This window comes from Flavobacterium notoginsengisoli (assembly GCF_014207905.1).
GTDB classification, from domain to species: Bacteria; Bacteroidota; Bacteroidia; order Flavobacteriales; family Flavobacteriaceae; genus Flavobacterium; species Flavobacterium notoginsengisoli_A.
In genome coordinates this window covers 653,255-673,544 of sequence record NZ_JACHLB010000002.1, presented here as the reverse complement: position 1 = coordinate 673,544, position 20,290 = coordinate 653,255, and the positions used below count along the sequence as shown (strand labels likewise).

Below are 20,290 nucleotides of genomic sequence, written 5' to 3'. Positions count from 1 at the left end.
TATTTTAAAGTTGTGTCCAAAATAGTTTTTGGTAGTCTCCAAATCCTATTTCTAATTGTTTTTTAATGAAATCTGACTGAGCAAATTTTATTGCTTTCCTATGTACAATACGATCAATGTAAAGCTGCAGCAAACAATCATTTTTGGCAATATTTTCATAATCTATATTTTCGATTTCGATATCAGATCCAATTGCTGAATAATGAAATCTTGAAATATGCTTCTCCAAAATTGGAACAACCAAATCTTCAGGATCTACTCTTTTCATTTCAGCTATAATTTGAGGTAAAAAACGAAGACACAAATCTGCAGAAAGAATTGCCGAGGCATTTTGCTTTCCTTTATAATCTGATAAAAGCACTTCAAGATCACTTATTTTATGTTCTCGATTTAATAGCAATTGTGCCGATATATATATTGTTTTAGCTCCCCATAAGGCCGCTTGTGGATTAAATTTTGGCGCTGTTCCGGGATATTCTAAAATCTCTTTTTCATATTCAGTTTCCAGAAACTGAATCGTTTCTGTTTCTTCCTTTTCAGAAATAGCTATTACTTTATTATACAAAATAATTTGCTCTATGGTTCTAAGATGGTAAATCGTTTCTAAAAAAGGTGTTTTTGGTTTACTCATAATCATGCAAATTATACCGCTTTTTTTTGACTTCTAATACTTTTTTAAAGCCAACTGTTTATAAGCCTATTCTTGCTAAATGCTTGGTAACAAATATATCATTAAATCTGAGATTTGCTAAATAATTATATGCTCGAAAACAACTGATTTCTATAATAAAATGGAAACTACAAATACTAATAATTTGCAGTTTCCTATTACAGCTATCCTTAATTAACTTGTAGTGTTTTTTCTTTATAAAATTCTAATTTTTCAAACACCAATTCAAAATCTTAGCAATGTTTTTTGCATCATCAATTCCACGGTGATGAGTTCCTTCTAGCGGAATATTAAGCAATGCAAGTGCACCATTCATTCCAGTTGGTTTTACTAGACCAAATTTCCCTGCAAAATATTCTTTTACATTAATGTGTTCATCTGCCATTGGATAGGAAACCCCAAACGATTTACATTGTTTTTTAAGCATATTCAAATCATATTGGCCGTAACTTGCCCAAGTATATAAATCGGGATTGTATTGATCAACTAACTGATTAATGGCGTCCTCAAAAAGAACTCCATTTTTATCAAGCAAATCCTGAGTTATCGTGGTTAATTCTGTACAAAACGGACTTACATTTGAACGCTGAGGCTTTATCAAAATGCCTTGATTCTTGCTAATTTCTCCCGTTTGGGTATCTAAAACCGCTAAACCGATTTCAATAATTTCATTTTCCTGCCCTTTTGGGACCGCACCCTGCCAACATGTGGCTTCTAAATCGATAATGATAATTTTATCTGTAGTTTTCATTTTTTTTTTTTTAAATATTTTATTATTCTCACATAAGGAGATTTTATTTCACGAAGATTTCCTTCAATTGACCAATTACGTTTCCGCCTCCTGAAATTGTAATTTCTCCAATTTTATCGGCAATTTTTTCAACGTATTCCATCTCTTTCAATTTCCACAACATTTCGTTTTCTTCCATCAATTTTGCTGTATTTAGCAAACTTCTTGTTGCGGCAGTTTCTTCTCTTCTCATAATACTATTGGCTTGCGCTTTTTTCTCGGCAACCAAAACTTGATTCATGATTTCTTTCATATCTCCAGGAAGAATTATATCTCTTATCCCAGCATCAGAAATATTCAAACCCAAATCTTTGATTTTAGCTTTTGCTTCTTCTAAAATAGCCTCCGCAATAGCATCTTTTCTACTCAATAATTCATCTAAAGTTAGTCCGCCAACAAAAGCTCTTAAAGCCAACTGCATGGCAACATACAACTGTTTTTCAAAGTCTTTATTTTCGACCAAAGCTTTCATAATATCAACAACTTGGTATCTCACAAAGAAATTGATTCTCAATCCAGCTTTGTCTTTAGTTAATAATTCCTGTCCAGAAATTTCTAGCTGCTGCTGTCTTGCATCGACAGTTTTAACTTCAATTGTAATAGCGTTATTCCAGAAATAATGCGTTCCAGATTTTAATTCTCGTATAAAAGTTCCATTCACAAAAAGCAATGCTTTGTCATTACTTGCCACGATAAATTTTCGAACAAAGTACTTTAATTGATTATGTTCCAATAAGTTTACTGAAATATTTTCTGTGATTTCAATTTTAGAAAGATCTGCTGTTCTAAATTCGTTTTTTACAATTCCTTTCCAGAAAGTATGTCTTCCAGAAGTCAGCGTTCCTTTAAAATTTCCGTTTATAAAATGTAAAACAATCTCATTATCGGCAACCTCAACAACGTCCAACATTGAAGCCAAAACTTCATTTTGCAATAAAATATTCAATTCAAAAGGCGCATTAAAAACTGCGTTTAAATCATAAATCGTTACATTTTTGTCTCGAAAAATCCAGTGCTGACCTTCTTCTAATACTTTTACTAATTTTCTGTTTTCGAAAAGCAATCCCACTTGGTACGCTTCGATTTTAATTCTTTTTATCATAATATTTTTGTTTCACGTTTCCTTTGTTTCACGTTTCAAGTTGTAAAACAGTCGAAAATCTTTGTTCTATTCTCTTGCTTCTATTCTATTCTACATAAAAAAACCTCCTTGCCTTTATCCTCGGAAAAAAGCGGGTGAAAAGTTTATTATCTGTATACCCGAATTGTTGACGATTGTATTTTGTGTAAATGATCCCCAAATCATTTTAACAATCAAATCGAAAAGAAAACAAGTATTTCAAAAAACATTACTTTTCACACTGGCTTTATCGTGAGTGTGAAATTTTAGATTCAAGAATCTTAATTTCACAGACAAAGACAAATCAGTTTTTCCTACTGGTCATCTTTTTAAGAGTGATGGTCTCTGTTAAAAACAGGTTTTGAGCCCGTCGTTGATTAGCCACTCATCCAACCGAAATTAATCGGTGCAGGATTCGAACCTGCGTTGACTTCTATTACTCTACCGGATTGAGTTACCGCATTGCTGCGAATGGGATTCGAACCCACAACACATAGATTGGTGATCATTTTTTGGAAAATAACCGAAACCTCAAACCAAGCTGCATAGAAAAACATAATACGCTTTCGCGGAAAGTTCCCTACAATGGTGCTATACAGAAACACGCAACTGGACTTGTTTGATATCTTTAATCAAAGCCGAAGCTTTAATGCATTTCATTTTATAAAAGAACTTGTTTTATTTCTTGAACAAATATTCAAATTGAACTGCGCAATTATTCTGCGCAGAAAATAAAAAAATTAAATTCGGGTAAATTCGTATTACTCGGTGTTAGACGCACAACTGTGCGTCTTTACCGAATATCCTCCTGTTTCTAGAAAAACAAGCTTTTAAAATCTAGAAAGAAACTTCTTTTCTTAGACTTTTTTTCAGATTTCTTTTTTTCAGAAACGACTTTAGATTTCTCCAATCGTTTAACTGGTTTTGTCCACTCAGTTTTAGAATTCTCGTAAAACTTTTTGAAAGGACGCAATTCAAAATCAACCAAAATTGCAGCCATGTTAATAGCGTCAATGTTTGACGGATCTGTTTCGCCTTTGAAGAATGTTTCGATAGGTCTGAACTTATCTTTCTTCTCCTTAAACTTATTCTTTTTCGAATGATCGAAATCTAAGCCCAAAAGGTTACTGAAAACGTTCAAATCCTCTTTCGTTGGGTTATTTTCGAAAATCAACCAGCACAAATCACGAAGTTTTCCACGAGAAGGTTTGTACAAATAATCAAAGTATTTCCCTTCTTTTTCGGTTTCGTATTTTTTTCTGATTGCGTTTTTATATTGTTGTAATGTATTGTTTTTCATGGTGTTTTTGGTTTTGTAATTCTTGGGAATCTCAGGAAATCGAAGGCTTTTCTAAGAAATCCAATATCACATCAATTCAAAAGCACCATTGCTTTACCAGAGAAATATCTCTAAATGATATATATAATTTTCCTAAAATTCACCTTTCCATTCCATAGGTTAATAAGTCCTAAATCCATTTTTCCAATCGAGGCAAATGGCGGCTCATTAAATTCCACTTTATCTGTTTGACTACTATCGTCTGACCTAAGTCCTATTTTTTGATTCATCCTTATTTTTTTTAGTTTCTAAGGGACTAAGATGCTGAGATACTAAGTTTTTCTTTTAGCACTCTGAACCTTTGTCACTTTGTTCCTTTGTTCTTTTGTCACTTACCATAATGGCATAAAAAAAGCACCCGATTAAAGGTGCTTCATAACAAATACGATATAACTATCCTATTGCTTATATTGATGCACCGACATGTAAAAGCATTCACGACCTGGAGTCGAGGCTACTAATCCTGCGTTGTGTATGTATAATTTAAAACTCATTTTATTTATTTTTTATAATTGTTGTTGTTGTTTTCTGAAACGCTATGTTTCAATTTTGTTGGGCAAAGATATGATAGAAAAAATCATATTTCCAAATATTTTTTAAGATTATTTTTCTGACTATCAGATAGTTACACACAAAATTAAGACAAAGAAAACCCTGTCCGCAAACTGGTGCAGATCTATCTTTTTAGCAATTGGCTGTCGCTCATTAGATTACTTTCCAAGACTATATTTTGCTATTTTGATTACTCATTAAACATTTGGTCAATTATTTTTTTAGTTTTTTTTAGTTATGGTTTGTTTTTCTATCATTTTCTGTCCTGTTGAGCGAAGTCGAAACATCTTTTTTTGTCACACTGAGCGAAATCGAAGTGCTTTTTAGGAGAAATCGAACTGCCAAAAAATAAAAAAAGCGTCCTACAATGTGGACGCTTTTCTATTTTATGATGAGTTTAACTCTAAATCTTAGATTTCAATTTCACAAAAATACATAAAGCATCCTGAACGTTCAACTGGAGAATCTCCGGCTAAAGTTTCAAAATTTTGTTTTGCTGAAAGTATCATTTGTGTTTTTCTATTTTTTAATTACAGATACAAATGTAGTATATTTTATATTAATTTAACAAATATTGGTAAAAATTAAATTTTTATAATAAGACCCTGCAAATACCAATTTGCAGGGTTTGGGTTTTTATTGCGTTAATTTACGATTGCTACTACAAGCCTTATAAATCTGTTTCTCTGAAAATGGCGATAAGGCTTCTGCCAGATTTCGGCTGGTTCTTAAACAGCTCAGAATTTTGTGCCTTAAATTGATATCGTCGCCAAACTCTGTATGCATTAAGAGCTCGAAGATTTCCTGCAAATACAGGGGCTGTTCTTTGTAATCCCCCTCAAACAATTCGTCTGAAAGGAAATTAATTACGGATGGCACTACATCATGATGTGTTGGTTTTTGATTTTCTTTTTGCATAATAGAAAATTTAGATGCGCGAATACCTCGCTTTAGGTGTGCAAAACATTCAAAGGAATGATTTAGGACAGTTTCCTGTTCCTTCACCATGACGAGGTATTCGTTTATGTTAACTTAAAAAAAGTTTTTAAGGATTTCTCCTTTGATTGTTTTGCACCGCAAAGATATACTTTTATTTTAAAAAGAAAGAAATAACTTACTTTTAAAAATAATATTAATAAAACGAAAGAAAATTTTACTGTCTTCATCACTTGATAAAGTTATTTATAAATTTGCAAAAAATTAAAAATCTAACAATTAATTAAATAATTTTTCTCTGAACTCTTTGATCACAGCTGTCCAAAATGCTGCTCTTTCAATTTTTGATACTTCTTTAATCTTATCATCTAAATACAATTGTTTATCCAAAGAAATATTTGTTCCTCTAAGGCTTGCATGATGCTTTCCTAATTTACTTGTTTCCCAATCACAAGGTTTTATAATAATTGGAATTATTTTTTTTCCTAATTCTTCTGCTTTATCAACCTCAAAATCCCTAATATACTTAGTATTTAATAAATCAACACTTACCAAAGCAACCATATAATCACATTCTGCTAGTTTACGTTGAATGACCTCATGTGAATCTTCACCTAGATCTATTTCATCACAATTAAATGGATCTATCAAATTATCATCTTTTAATGTGATTAGATGCTTTACAAATTCTTTTTTATAATCATCATCAAATTTTGAATAACTAATAAATATTTTTTTCATTTTCTCAGTATTTTTATTATTTGTAAAATTTCTGTATAAGATAGCGCTCTCTTCAATAACTAAATTTTTATTAAGTCGTCTAATTTCAATTTCCTTATCATTTTGTATTTCTTTTTTTATTTCTAAGCCGAAAGAAATTATTTTACTAAAGGTCCTATCTTCATTTTGTAATTCTTTATGGCTCGTAAAATACTTATTATCTACTGAAATATATAAATCATCAGGACTAACAAGTTCATTATAATTAGATCGAACACCGTCTTTTGACTCAGCTTTAACTATATTTTCAGTTTTAATATCTTTATGAGAAATACTAGCTTGTAGCGTACCTGAAATTAAATTTTCAATATTTATATCCTCAATATTTATATTTTCTTTTCCTATGTTATTTTGTTTAATTTCAACAGGTATTTTATCCCAATATAAATTAAGTATGTCTTTAAATATTTCTTTTTGCAATTTATCAAAACTCATACTATCTTTTGATTTTATAGAAACCGCTATTTCTAAATTGGTAAAATCTAATTTTATTAAAATTTTGCAATTATCTTTAGTAAACAATAACTGGTCTCTCCAATAATGTTTTTTATTTTTATTTTTACCATAAAAACATATTAGTTGATTAATTAATCCAAATGGAATAAAATATTCAAACTTCAATATAAAAGTTGGTTCAATAAAATCAAATGTTAGTAACTCGTATAATTTATCTTCTTCTTCTGTTAGCGGTAGATAACCAGGAATAATATAATTATTATCGTATTCATCTAAAAAAATGACTTTTTGATTAATAAGTAATTTTACTATTTTTTCATCAGCAAAACCATCAAAAATGTTTCGTTCAACAATTCCTCTCTTTGCGATAATGTTTTCTTTAGATAATATATTAGTATGTATATATTGCACTGTTTTAGAAGGATCTAACCATACCACATCTTTTAAATCTTCATCATCCTTATAATATAAAACAAGTCCTGTTTGACTCAATTCTCGCAAAACTTCTGGCAACAAAAGATTATCAGGATCACTCTCTCTTTTATATTCTGATACTACCTTAGATAATAATATATAATTTTCAGTGTTAGTCCTTAGTATATAATTCAAAAATTCTTTATACCACAAAGGCTCTTTTTTTATTATTTGTTTTTGTTGAATTAAATCATGTAACGTTTCCTCTAAATACTTTAAACCAATCTTTTGTATTACAGAACCTTCAATAGATTCTTGACTAAGAGAAATAAAAAATTCATTCTTAATGTTAAAAATCTCACAATCTCCTTTATAAGTGTCTCTTACATGTGCTTCCTTATCTGCATGAGTTTGAACTAATAAAATTGGTTCTCTTTTATTTCTATCAAATTCTAAATCTTTTTTTCTATTCCCTTTATCATACTGAAATTTTAGTTGGTTTAACCAATAATTACGATCATAATCTCTTGTTAATTGATTATTTCTATCTTTTCTAATTTGATTATTATCGTAATTTTTATTCCATAACAAGATATTAATTGAATCATTACTTAAGAAAGCTTTATAAAGTCCGTGATAATAATCTTGTCCGCCAAAATCATAAAAAACTGCCTTAGGTATTGCATTTTTTCTAAATTTAACGGGTAATGTTTCTATTTGAACAACATGTGTGCTACCAAGATTTTTTTTTAAAATTCTAGGTTCTTTTTCTTGTAAAATATAGTCCAATAATGTAGACTTTCCACTTTCAGTATTACCTAAAAAAAGCACTTTAGCTGGTAATCGATATGTTTTTTTGGATTCATCCAACTTTTTTAAGGCATTTAGAATAGTATCGTAATTATTACCTTTCTCATCAAGATGTATTTTATTTATATTAAAACAATTATTGTTATATGCCTTAATATGGAGTGAAGAAAATTGAACTATGAAGTTAAATTCTTCTACTTCAAAAATTTTATTTTCACTTAAATCTAGATTTCTGAGAAATTTTAGTTCCTTAAGTATGGAAATATGTGAAATTTTATTATTTTTTAAATATAAACTTTCAATTGTTTTCAAATCCTTCAAAATCTGAATATCAGAAATATTATTAGAGCTTAGATATAAAGTTTTCAAAGAGGTTAATTTCTCTAAAAAATAAATATTAGAAATATCATTACTTCCTAAAAACAAAGTTCTAATTTCTTTCATATTACTTAAGAATGAAAAATCAGAAATCTTTACACCATTTAGAAGAAGTACTTTTATTTTTTTTAAAAAACTAATAATTGAAAAATCGCCAATCTGTTGATTATAACTAACATCTAACTGAATTAGATTTTCTAATTCCCTAAGATTACTAATATCAGTAATTTCGTAATTTCCACTTACATTTAAATCTTGTAGTTTTTCCAATTTGGCAATAATTGAAATATCTGAAATTGCATTAAAGCTTAGATTTAAACTCTCCAAAGTTTTTAAATTTTCGATTATATCTATTTCAGAAATTTGATTGTTACTTAGATATAATTCTTTTAACTTATTTAAACTAGCTAAATGTGAAATATTAGAGATTTTATTTCTTGATAAATCTAAAAAGGAAAGTTCTGCGAAATCATAAATAAATGAAATATCTGAAATTTGATTACCATACAAATCTAGATGTACTAAATTTCTTAAAGGATGAAGAATAAAAAAATCAGAAATTTCATTTCGAACTAATTTTAATATTTTTAGTTTTGGTAAATTACTTATAAAAATTACTCCTGAAATTTTATTATCATTTAAATTAATATTATTTAAAACTGGAAGATTATCAATATCAGAAAAACTAAAAATCTGGTTATTACTTAAGTTGACTTCATTAATATTTTTTAAACTCTTCAAAAATGAAAGACTAGAAATTTGATTGTTACTTAAATTAAGTTCTTTTAATGATATTAAGCTTATTAAAACTGTCGGATCTGAAACATGATTATAACTTAGATCCAAAATTTCTAAACTTTTAAATTTCTCTAAAATTGAAATATCCGAGATGCTGTTATTACTTAGATCTAGAATAATCAAACTATTAAAAACGTCTAAAAATGAAATATCATCTATTCCATTTTTAGCTAATTTTAGCTCAACTACACTATTCTCGTTGTTAACAACATAAAATTCACTGGAAAGAAAAATTCTGTGTTTCTTCTCTAAAATTTGAATCTCTAAAGGTTTTTTCATTTTATTTTGTATGGTTTATTAGTATTAGAGAATTGAAAACAATTAGTTTTACTTATTTAAGAAATCAAATATATACAAACAAAAAGCCCTCAAACCAAGTACAAACACCTGATTTAAAAGCCAACAAATAATCTTTATAATTAAAACCTAAATCTCAAAAAAGCTTTTAGAATTCCTAGTCGTTTCCTCCGCCACTTTAGCTAAAGTAATTCCTTTAAACTGTGCAATTGTTCCGGCAACATACGGCAGAAAAGCAGGTTCGCAACGGCGTTCTTGGTATTTCTTCAAGAGACTGTTTGGGACATTTTTAGGAAGCATAAACGGGGCATCGGTTTCAATCATCATTCGGTCGAGCGGTACGTACTGAATGACTTCTTTTAAATGGCTGAAACGTTTGGCATCTGAAATCGCTCCCGTAAAACCCAGATAAAATCCGTTATCGAGATAGGTTTTGGCTTCCTGCAACGTTCCCGTAAAACAATGCACAACGGCTTTTGGCAGTTTCGGCAGATAGTCTTTTGTGATATTCATAAACGAACTAAAAGCACTTCTTTCGTGTAAAAACAATGGTTTCTGAACTTCAATCGCCAATTCGAGCTGGGCTTTGTAACATTCTTCCTGTTTGTTTCGGGGCGAAAAATCACGATCAAAATCGAGTCCGCATTCGCCAACCGAAACGACATGTTTCAGTTCTAATAATTTCCTGAGTTTCGAAATACTCTGTGCATCAAAACTCTTCGCATCATGCGGATGTATGCCCGCCGTAGCGTACAACACACCCGGATACTGCCTCGCCATCTTTGCAGATTCTTCACTATTTCGCACGCTGGTGCCTGTGAGTATCATTTGCGATACGTCGGCATCGAGCGCGTCTTGTACGACATCGTCTATGTCGTTTTGGAATTGTTTATTCGTTAAATTAATTCCGATATCTATATATGTTTTCATTTTTTTGTTTTTGCCACGAAGGCACTAAGACACAAAGTTTTTTTATTCTTTGAGTTGGTTATTATTTTTTAATCTCGCAAAGTCGCAGAGTCGCTAAGTTTTTTTGTTCCACGCAGATTTTAAACAGATTTAAGCAGATGCTAGCAGATTATTTATAAAAAAATCATTTTAAATCTGCTGGAATCTGTAAAATCTGTGTGAAAAAATTCTTTGCGAACCTTGCGTAAATCTTAGCGAACTTTGCGGTTAAAATTATCACAAAGCGTTAGACGCACTACAGTGCGTCTCTACACCGAATACTGTGACCGCGACTGAACACTAAAAATCAATCCTCACGACTTCCATCATCCGCCATTCTAACTAATTTCGGTGTAAACTTCGCTACAACATCTACTAAATCTTTCTGCGCTTCCATGACCTGATTGATATCTTTATACGCCATTGGGGCTTCGTCAAGACCTGCTCCGATAAGCGTAACGCCATGATCTCTCAGGATCGATTTCATTTCGGTTTGTGTGATGTTTTTTATGGCTTGGGTTCTGCTCATTTGTCTTCCTGCTCCATGCGAAGCAGAGTTTATTGCATTTTCTTGACCTTTTCCTCTCACCAAAAATCCTGGTGCGGTCATACTTCCCGGAATGATTCCCATAACGCCTTTTCCGGCTGGAGTTGCACCTTTTCTATGTACGATCACTTCTTCGCCGTTCCAGGTTTCTTTCCAGGCGAAATTATGATGGTTTTCTACTTTCGCTAAAATTGTCGCACCCAAAGCGCGTTCCATTTTGTTATGGATAATCTCGTGACAAGCCGAAGCGTAATCTCCCGCCAAATTCATCGCCATCCAGTATTCCTGACCCAATTGCGAATTCATATCCAAATACGCTAAATTTCTTGCCACTTCTGGAAGTTTACATTCTTCTTTGGCAATTTTAGTATAATGTCCGGCAATGGTTGCGCCCATTCCGCGTGAACCTGAATGCGTTAACAAAGCGACGTATTTTCCTTTTGGGATATTTAAAACCACATCGTCTTTAGCAAATTCCATGATTCCGAATTCCACAAAATGATTTCCACCGCCCGAAGATCCTAATTGCGACCAGGCTTTATCTTTCAGATTCTTCACAAACGGGTTCATATTGAAAGCTTCGTTCTCCAAAACCGCATGATCTGATTTGTACTGACCGTGAAATCCGTGACCTGCTCCAAAAATAGAATTCGCGATTAATTCTCTTTTGAATTTGGCTTCGTTTTCAAAGTAAAAATCCTCTGGAATATCGTAAACCGATAACGCCATTCTACACCCAATATCAACTCCAACACCATACGGAATAATGGCATTTTTTGTGGCAAGAACTCCGCCAATCGGTAATCCGTAACCTTGGTGCGCGTCTGGCATTAAAGCTCCGGCAACCGTAACAGGAAGTTTCATGGCCACTTCCATTTGTTTTCTGGCTCCGTCTTCGATATGATCCAATCCGTAAGCCGAATACGCATTCGGATTCTGATTTAAAGCAATGAAATCTTCTGGTTTTTCATTCGATTTTTCAATTAAAGCCACAGCCAGTTTGCTGAAGATTTTATCGTCTATATAATTCTCCGGAGTTTCTAAGACGTTTTTGTAATGAGTAATCATTTCGTCTCTTGTGAATCCGTTTCTTTTGCTGTTTATTTTTAAGGCAATCCCAATTATTTTTCCTTCAGGGAATCCTAATTCTAATATATCTGTACCGTTTATTTGTGTTTTCATTTTTTTTTATTTTGATAGTACAAAGGTTAATTACTACTGCGCAGTTATTTTGCGTAGTTTTTTTATTCCTAAGTTTTTTTTTCTCAGCGAAAGAGATGGTTCTCGCAAAGTCGCAGAGTCGCTAAGGTTTTTCTTTAAGTATTAAACACAAAGTTTGTCATTTCGACGAAGGAGAAATCTCCACAAGAAGCTCTACAAAGATTGGCTTTTCGTTGCGGAGTTACTTGCGAAGATTTCTCCTTCGTCGAAATGACAAGTATTGCGTAAAAAACTTTGCGACTTCGCGCCTTTGCGAGATTAAATTTACCAAACTCTGCAGAAACGCACAGAAGTGCGTCTCCACAAAACCTTTGAACCTTTGGACCTAATCTATTAACAACTGCGTAACAACCGCTGGATTCATCGCCCATTGCGCTGTATACACCTCATCAGCGATTTCATTTTCGGTGATTGTTAAACCTTGAGCTTCCGCTTTTAGCTGTAACAAACTACCAATATTCAATTTGCTGTTCAATTTTGCCAATAGTGCCTGAACTCCTTTGAAATCCAAACCACCTACAACCTGACCTCCGAAAGTCATCTCTAACCAAACGATTTCTCTTTTGGCTACATCCAACACTCCAAAAACCAAACCTTTGGCAACATTCTGCGTCACACGAACCTGATGATCTACACACGACGGATCGTATGCTACACCTGTTCTTTCCGAAATTTTCATCGGGTGTTTGCTGTTCATCCAACCTACGACTAGATTTGGCGTAATACTTCCGTTGCTGTACGCATTGCAAGTAAAAGTTACAAATTTTGCTTTGGCTTTCGCCAATTCGTCGATGTTGATGTTGATATATTCGGCTGTTCCAATTTTATTCGGAATGCTTCGGATATCACCGCTATGCTGACAACCTGTAGTCGTCAATCGGCTGTATGAGCAAATATCTGAACGATCTTCGTAGGCAATATGACAGCTCAAATCCATATCCAAATGTTGTGCAGGAAGGTCTTTACCCCACTGCATAAACAATCGTACTTCGTTACCTTCAACTGGGAAACGTGTTCCCATTAAAGCAACTGGCAAATCCTGAACTGTTTCGCTTCGATCTCCAATAGAAACCGGAATATTAAACAATTGCGGATCGATATAAATCGTTTTGTTGGTATTTGGAACCGAAGCAAATCGTTTTTTCATAGCCAAAAGGCACAATTCTTCGATTTTAGTTTTCATTTCTTCCAACTGAAAATCTTCGTATAATCCCAACAATTGATTTGCACCAATTCGTTTGTTTGTTCCACCCAAAGGTTTCACACTTCTCTGTATGTTTTTATCAAAATAATTTTGAGCATACATGTTCAAAGTAAACACCAAACGAGCTGGAACTTTATCGATGATTTCTTCAAAATGAGCAATAGTTTCTTCTGCTCCAAACCAAAGCATATTCGAAAATAACGAACGAGCAAATAATCCTGGACGCTGTTTCAATAACGCAAATGTCTTATCGGCATCAAATTTCAATCTTGACGAATTCACTTTGCTTTGCCAAACGTCGTACACTTGATTATAGAATACATCCATTAAAAAGTTCAATTTCTCAAACCCTTTTCTTTTGCTGTATTCTGCCAAACGCAACGCACGGATAAAACGAACCCACATTCCTCTTTTTGGATGCATCGTTTCGCACATGGCTTCAACGTCCATATCCATATCGTTCAACCAGTTTGCCACCATTAAACATTCTTTTCGGGAATATTTTAGTTTCAAATCTTTTTGAGACGCAATTCTTGCCTGAACACTTGTATCTAAAACATTATGAAAATGCTGTGCATTTTTTGATGTTCGTTTGATAATCGTTTTTGGCTCGATAATCTGAAGCATTCCTGTATTTTTGTACCATAAGTATCGTAAGATATCGGTTGGCGTTTTCAAAAACTGAGAAGCCTCATTTTCTTTACCGTTTTCAATCAAAAGATCGATCACTAGCATTAAAGTTTCCTTCATTGCTACTTCGGTTTTTGGTAAAGGTAAATATTGCATCGCCATTTTTAAACTATCTACCTGAGTAGCGTCTAAAGCGGTTTTTGATTGCAATAACGATATATAGAAATCATTTAAATCTTTTTCTGACCATAATTCCAACATTTTCAATTTGCTTCCTTGTCCGATATTTTCCAGTTTACCGAATTCAAACGGAGTTCCGCAGAACGGACAACCATTGTATCTTTCTAATGGGAAAGTATTATCTGGGATAATATGTCCGCATTGTAAAGTTGTTCCATTTCTAGTCTGGAAAACATTTCCGAAAAAAGTGATGATATGATCTACAACAGATTCGTTTGTTGGAACATTCCATTCTTTTACCAATGGTGTCCAGTTTTTATCAGTTCCCAAAACTTCTCTTAAAACTTCTAAAACCTCGATTTTATATTTTGGGTTTACGTTGTTTAGAGCATGAAGCAATGATTCAGAAAATGTAAATCCAAGTTTAGAAACATTGGCTAACAAAACTGATGTTGTTCCTGATAAATTTTTAGCGTCATTCGTAATCATTTCTGACGGAATGAAAATAGCATTTTGACGTAAACTGATTTTTAATAATTCTTTTGTTTTCATTTTTTTTAATTTTTAAAATTTAGATAATTGCGTTTCTGATTTCTACCTAAAAGAGTTTTGAAGTAAGAAACACTTGACCTGAAATTTAGTGTAATGAATTAGCTGATTCAAAGTGACAGTTTGGTGGGATTACCCCGAAGTAAGCTAATTTTGACCCTCGTTTTTTTATTAATGATGATTTTAAAACTATGTTCGGATTCGAACCGAAAGTAGCCGTTGTCTGAAGTAAGTTTTAATTGACCATTAATTGTGGAGCAGGTGGGATTCGAACCCACGACCCGGACATTAAAAGTGTAAGAAGTAAATTTTGATTGACCTTTGATTGATAATTTCAAAACTACCTGCTCTAACCGCTGAGCTACTGCCCCAATTATGATTGAAAAATAAAAAGGTAATGGTGTAAGTGGTACATTGGAAAGTGTTTTCGAAGTAACTTAAACTTGACCTGTTTTATTTTTTTCTATTTCTATGAACGTTTGTTTTTATTTCTTGAACAAAGATTTTAAAACTAGTACGCAGTTATTTTGCGTAGTAAAATTTTTGTTTCATTTTTTAGAAATACGATTTGTTTTATTTCCTGAACAAAGATTTCAAAACCACTACGCAATTATTTTGCGCAGTAAAAAAAGAATTTTAAATTTGAGTAAAAAACAAGATGAATTTAAAAGAAATTTATTCTGATTTACTCTCCAATATTGGCTTTTCAGTAAATGAAATTCAGCAAAACTGGCTGGATTTAGAAAAGGCATATTCCAAAAAATCAAGGCATTACCATAATCTCACGCATTTAAAAGAAATGATTGCCAGTTTTGAAGTCTATCGTGATAAACTTGAAAACCCAAACGAAATATTATTTTCAATTTTCTATCATGATTTTGTGTATTCGGCTTCTAAAAAAGATAACGAACTCAAAAGTGCTGAGTATGCTTTGGCTGTTTTACCTGAAAATGTCAGCTTAAATAAGCAATTAGTTTTTGATGCAATCTGCGCAACACAACAGCATCAGCAAAATGAAATTGGAGATATTAATTGGTTAATCGATTTTGATTTGAAAATCCTCGCTAAAGACTGGGAAGATTATAAAATCTATTTTCAACAAATTAGAAAAGAATATCGCATTTATCCTGATTTTCTCTATAAACCCGGACGAGCAAAAGCTTTGAAGCATTTTCTGGAGAATGAATTTATTTTTCAAACAAATGAATTTAGGAGTTTGTATGATGAAAAAGCTCGTGCTAATATTGAGAATGAAATAAAGTTATTAAGCTAAAAAATTGAATCTCGCAAAGACGCAGAGGCGTAAAGTTTTTTTATTTCACGCAGATTTTACAGATTTGAGCAGATCTAAAAATATTTTTATTTTTTAAATAATCTGCTGAATCTGCCTAAATCATTTTTAATCTGCGTGAAACAAATCTTAATAATCATTGAATTAAAAAACTTTGCGCCTTCGCGACTTTGCGAGCAAAACCACACACAGCCATGTCACAAAACAAAAACGCCTTAATACGCTACAAAACAATCGATAAATGTCTTCAGAATAAATACAGACAATGGACACTCGAAGATTTAATCGAAGAATGTTCTGAAGCTTTATCTGAATATGAAGGCCGTCAAAACCCAATCAGCAAGCGAACCATTCAAATGGATATTCAGCTGATGCGCAGTGAAAAATTGGGTTACAATGCGCCAATCGTAGTTTACGATAAAAAGTATTATAAATATGAAGACGAAGATTTTTCGATAACCGATATTCCGCTGACGGAAACCGATATGAATGTTTTGACAGAAACGGTTTCGATGCTGAAACAGTTTAAGGATTTCTCTTTATTTAATGATGTATCAGATATTTTACAGCGGTTGGAGGATAAAATCTACGCCGAGAAATCGCATACAAAACCTGTTATTTATCTCGATAAAAATGAGAAACTAAAAGGACTGCATTATCTGGATGAAATATATCAGGCGATTATCAAAAAAATGGTGCTCATTATTACTTATAAATCTTTTAAATCTGCTGAGGAAACGAAATTCCATTTTCATCCTTTTATATTAAAGGAATTCAATAATCGCTGGTTTTTGATTGGAAAAAGAAAAGCTTTACAACCTATTACCAATTTAGCCTTGGACAGAATTATTTCTATTGATTACGATTTTAATCTAACTTATATAGAAGAAGATTTTGATGCTGATGATTATTATAAAAATGTAATTGGTGTTACCGTAAATTCAGGTTTACAGCCTAGACGTATCGAAGTTTGGGTTGATGCTTCAAATGCGCCTTATGTACTCACAAAACCTTTGCACACTTCTCAGCGATTAATTAAACAAAATGAAGACGGAAGTGTTGTTATACATATATATGTAATACCCAATTATGAAATGGAACGTCTTCTGTTAGGTTTTGGAAGCTGTCTTGAAATTTTAAGGCCTGAAGGTCTGAGAAATCGTATGAAAAAGGTACTTCAAGAGGCACTTTTGCGTTATGATTCTGAAAACAAAACTGAATTAAATTCATAATTTTTTACAGAATACAGAATTAAATGCGTTTTAAAAACAAAAAAAGGATTTTTACCGCATCTAAAATGTTAAAATCTAAGAAAAGAATAGTATATTACACTTAAAACAAACAACCAAAACCCTCTAAATCAGGGATATTTTATAACTAACCAAAAAATTATTAAAAAATTATATGCATGCATAGTATTTTTTAATTATATTTGAAATCGATATAGTTACCTATGAAAGACAAAACGATAGATTATATTTTGAGAGCGACATGGCAAGCTGTTTCTAGAATGTATAACGAGGAAGCTGCAAAGTATGACGCAACAATGGCAACAGGATTTGCTCTTTTAAGTATGGATAAGGAAGAAGGAACTCCATCAACGGCTCTTGGCCCAAGAATGGGAATGGAAGCTACTAGCCTGACCAGAACATTAAAATCTATGGAAGAAAAAGGTTTAATTGTTCGCAAAAAGAATCCAAGTGACGGAAGAGGCGTTTTGATCTACTTGACCGAATTTGGAAAAGAAAAAAGAGATTTATCTAAAAATACAGTTCTAAAGTTTAATGAAACAGTAAGAAAACATGTTTCAGAAGAAAAGCTGAATCATTTTATCGAAGTTTCGGAAATCATCAACGAACTGATTCACGATAAAAACATATTTAATCAAACAGAAAACACAGAAAATAAATAGTCTTTAAAAGGCATTTATTTTTCCATACAAACAAATAATAACAATATGAAACGCACAATTAAAAAAGTTGCTGTAATTGGATCCGGAATTATGGGTTCAGGTATAGCTTGTCATTTTGCTAACATTGGTGTCGAAGTTTTACTTCTGGACATCGTACCGCGTGAACTGACCGAAGCTGAAGCTAAAAAAGGATTAACACTTGAAAGTAAAGCCGTTCGTAACCGTGTGGTAAACGACCATTTGGCGAATTCATTAAAATCAAAACCATCTCCTATTTACAGTCAGAAATTTGCTAGCCGAATCACTACTGGAAATACAACAGATGATATGGCAAAAATTGCTAATGTTGACTGGATTATTGAAGTTGTTGTAGAACGTTTAGACATCAAGAAATTGGTTTTTGAACAAATCGACAAATTCCGTAAACCGGGAACTTTGGTTACTTCAAACACTTCTGGTATTCCAATTCACTTTATGAGTGAAGGAAGAAGCGAAGATTTCCAACAGCATTTCTGCGGAACTCACTTTTTTAACCCTGCGCGTTACTTAAAATTATTTGAAATTATTCCTGGTCCAAAAACTTCAAAAGAAGTATTGGATTTCTTAAACGATTACGGATCTAAATTCTTAGGAAAAACTTCGGTTGTTGCCAAAGATACTCCGGCGTTTATTGGAAACAGAATTGGTATTTACGGAATCCAAAGTTTATTCCACCTTGTAAAAGAAATGGGATTAACGATCGAAGAAGTTGATAAATTGACAGGACCAGTAATTGGTCGTCCAAAATCGGCTACTTTCCGTACGGTTGACGTTGTTGGTTTAGATACTTTGGTACACGTTGCCAACGGTATTTATGAAAACTGCCCAAACGACGAACAACACGAATTATTTAAACTTCCTGATTTCATCAACAAAATGATGGAGAATAACTGGCTAGGAAGCAAGACTGGGCAAGGTTTTTACAAAAAAGTAGATAAAGATATTCTATCTTTAGACTTAAATACTCTAGAATACAGAGCTGCAAAAAAAGCAAATTTTGCAACTTTAGAATTAACTAAAACTATAGACAAACCAATCAACCGTTTTAAAGTTTTAGTAAAAGGAACGGATAAAGCGGGTGAATTCTACCGCAAAAGTTTTGCTGGAATGTTCGCTTATGTTTCAAACAGAGTTCCTGAAATCACAGATGAATTCTACAAAATTGACGACGCTATGAAAGCTGGTTTTGGATGGGAAAATGGTCCATTCGAAATCTGGGATGCTATTGGCGTTGAAAAAGGAATCGAAATCATGAAAGCAGAAGGTTTAGAGCCTGCTGCATGGGTAAACGAAATGCTAGCTTCTGGAAGTAAAAGTTTTTATACTGTAAAAGAAGGAGCTACTTATTTCTACGATATTCCAACAAAATCGCAAGTAAAAGTTCCTGGACAAGATTCATTCATTATTCTGAACAACATTCGCGAAAGCAAAAAAGTTTGGAGCAACAGTGGTGCAATCATTCAGGATTTAGGAGACGGAATCTTAAACTTAGAATTCCAATCTAAAATGAATACTATTGGTGGTGATGTCCTTTCGGCAATCAATAAAGCAATCGAACTAGCAGAAAAAGAACACCAAGGTCTTGTTATTGGTAACCAAGCAGCGAATTTCTCTGTTGGAGCTAATATCGGAATGATTTTCATGATGGCAGTTGAACAAGAATATGACGAATTGAACATGGCAATTAAATTGTTCCAAGACACAATGATGCGTGTCCATTATTCTTCTATTCCAGTTGTGGTCGCACCTCACGGAATGACTTTCGGTGGTGGATGCGAAATGAGCTTACATGCTGACAAAGTGGTTGCAGCTGCAGAAACTTACATGGGATTGGTTGAGTTTGGTGTTGGAGTTATCCCTGGTGGTGGTGGCTCTAAAGAAATGACTTTAAGAGCATCTGATTTATTCCGCAAAAATGATGTGGAATTAAACGTTCTTCAAGAGTATTTCTTAACTATCGCTATGGCTAAAGTTTCGACTTCTGGTTATGAAGCTTTTGATACTGGACTTTTACAACACGGAAAAGACATTATCGTAGTAAACAAAGATCGTCAGATTGCTGAAGCTAAAAAACATGCGTTGCTAATGGCTGAAGCTGGATATACACAGCCTATCAGAAGAAATGATATTAAAGTTTTAGGAAAACAGGCTTTAGGTATGTTCTTAGTGGGAACTGACCAAATGGAAGCTGGAAAATACATTTCTGAGCACGATAAGAAAATTGCTAACAAATTGGCTTACGTAATGGCTGGTGGTGATTTATCTGAAGCAACTTTAGTATCTGAACAATATTTATTAGATATCGAACGTGAAGCTTTCTTGAGTTTATGTACAGAACGTAAGACTTTAGAAAGAATTCAATACATGTTGACTAAAGGAAAACCACTTCGTAACTAGAGAATAAGATGAAAGAGCCAAGAAGCAAGACT

General features: G+C 32.7%; 13 protein-coding genes and 2 tRNA genes. 4 read left to right on the top strand and 11 right to left on the bottom strand.

Going from position 1 to position 20,290, the window contains the following annotated elements; translation table 11 throughout:
* Positions 1 to 4 precede the first annotated feature (4 nt).
* The 11 genes from HNP35_RS09830 to HNP35_RS09780 form a co-directional block, all read right to left on the bottom strand.
* Positions 5 to 631: a hypothetical protein gene (locus HNP35_RS09830; protein WP_184160844.1), complete on the bottom strand. Its 627-nt coding sequence runs from the start codon at positions 629 to 631 to the stop codon at positions 5 to 7.
* A 244-nt stretch (positions 632 to 875) separates the two neighbouring features.
* Positions 876 to 1,421 carry a 3'-5' exonuclease gene (locus tag HNP35_RS09825; RefSeq protein WP_184160841.1) on the bottom strand — a complete coding sequence of 182 codons (546 nt, stop codon included), beginning with the start codon at positions 1,419 to 1,421 and terminating at the stop codon, positions 876 to 878.
* Between the two features lie 43 nt (positions 1,422 to 1,464).
* A complete protein-coding gene (locus HNP35_RS09820; protein WP_184160838.1) occupies positions 1,465 to 2,562 on the bottom strand; it encodes a slipin family protein in 1,098 nt (365 codons plus the stop codon).
* Positions 2,563 to 2,979: 417 nt separating this feature from the next.
* Positions 2,980 to 3,045: transfer RNA gene (locus tag HNP35_RS09815), tRNA-Ser, on the bottom strand.
* 349 nt (positions 3,046 to 3,394) lie between these two features.
* A complete protein-coding gene (locus HNP35_RS09810) occupies positions 3,395 to 3,880 on the bottom strand; it encodes a hypothetical protein (RefSeq protein ID WP_184160835.1) in 486 nt (161 codons plus the stop codon).
* Positions 3,881 to 5,107: 1,227 nt separating this feature from the next.
* Entirely contained in the window at positions 5,108 to 5,389 is a 282-nt protein-coding gene (locus HNP35_RS09805; protein WP_184160832.1) for a hypothetical protein, read from the bottom strand.
* A gap of 297 nt (positions 5,390 to 5,686) precedes the next feature.
* Positions 5,687 to 9,322, bottom strand: a complete 3,636-nt coding sequence (locus HNP35_RS09800; RefSeq protein ID WP_184160830.1) for a leucine-rich repeat domain-containing protein — start codon at positions 9,320 to 9,322, stop codon at positions 5,687 to 5,689.
* 147 nt (positions 9,323 to 9,469) lie between these two features.
* Positions 9,470 to 10,270 (bottom strand): TatD family hydrolase, encoded by an 801-nt coding sequence (locus HNP35_RS09795; protein WP_184160826.1) that lies wholly within the window; start codon positions 10,268 to 10,270, stop codon positions 9,470 to 9,472.
* 325 nt (positions 10,271 to 10,595) lie between these two features.
* Positions 10,596 to 12,017, bottom strand: coding sequence for an RtcB family protein (locus HNP35_RS09790; RefSeq protein WP_184160823.1), 1,422 nt, complete (start codon positions 12,015 to 12,017; stop codon positions 10,596 to 10,598).
* Positions 12,018 to 12,381: 364 nt separating this feature from the next.
* A complete protein-coding gene (locus tag HNP35_RS09785; RefSeq protein WP_184160820.1) occupies positions 12,382 to 14,622 on the bottom strand; it encodes a hypothetical protein in 2,241 nt (746 codons plus the stop codon).
* Between the two features lie 250 nt (positions 14,623 to 14,872).
* A tRNA-OTHER gene (locus tag HNP35_RS09780) sits at positions 14,873 to 14,990 on the bottom strand.
* 287 nt (positions 14,991 to 15,277) lie between these two features.
* On the opposite strand from HNP35_RS09780, the gene HNP35_RS09775 reads away from it, so the two are divergent.
* The 4 genes from HNP35_RS09775 (at position 15,278) to HNP35_RS09760 (ending at position 20,258) form a co-directional block, all read left to right on the top strand.
* Positions 15,278 to 15,892: an HD domain-containing protein gene (locus HNP35_RS09775; RefSeq protein ID WP_184160817.1), complete on the top strand. Its 615-nt coding sequence runs from the start codon at positions 15,278 to 15,280 to the stop codon at positions 15,890 to 15,892.
* 212 nt (positions 15,893 to 16,104) lie between these two features.
* Complete coding sequence (locus tag HNP35_RS09770; RefSeq protein WP_184160814.1) at positions 16,105 to 17,142, top strand: helix-turn-helix transcriptional regulator; 1,038 nt, start codon at positions 16,105 to 16,107, stop codon at positions 17,140 to 17,142.
* Between the two features lie 221 nt (positions 17,143 to 17,363).
* Positions 17,364 to 17,822, top strand: a complete 459-nt coding sequence (locus tag HNP35_RS09765; protein ID WP_184160812.1) for a MarR family winged helix-turn-helix transcriptional regulator — start codon at positions 17,364 to 17,366, stop codon at positions 17,820 to 17,822.
* A gap of 45 nt (positions 17,823 to 17,867) precedes the next feature.
* Positions 17,868 to 20,258, top strand: a complete 2,391-nt coding sequence (locus HNP35_RS09760) for a 3-hydroxyacyl-CoA dehydrogenase/enoyl-CoA hydratase family protein (RefSeq protein WP_184160809.1) — start codon at positions 17,868 to 17,870, stop codon at positions 20,256 to 20,258.
* Positions 20,259 to 20,290 lie beyond the last annotated feature (32 nt).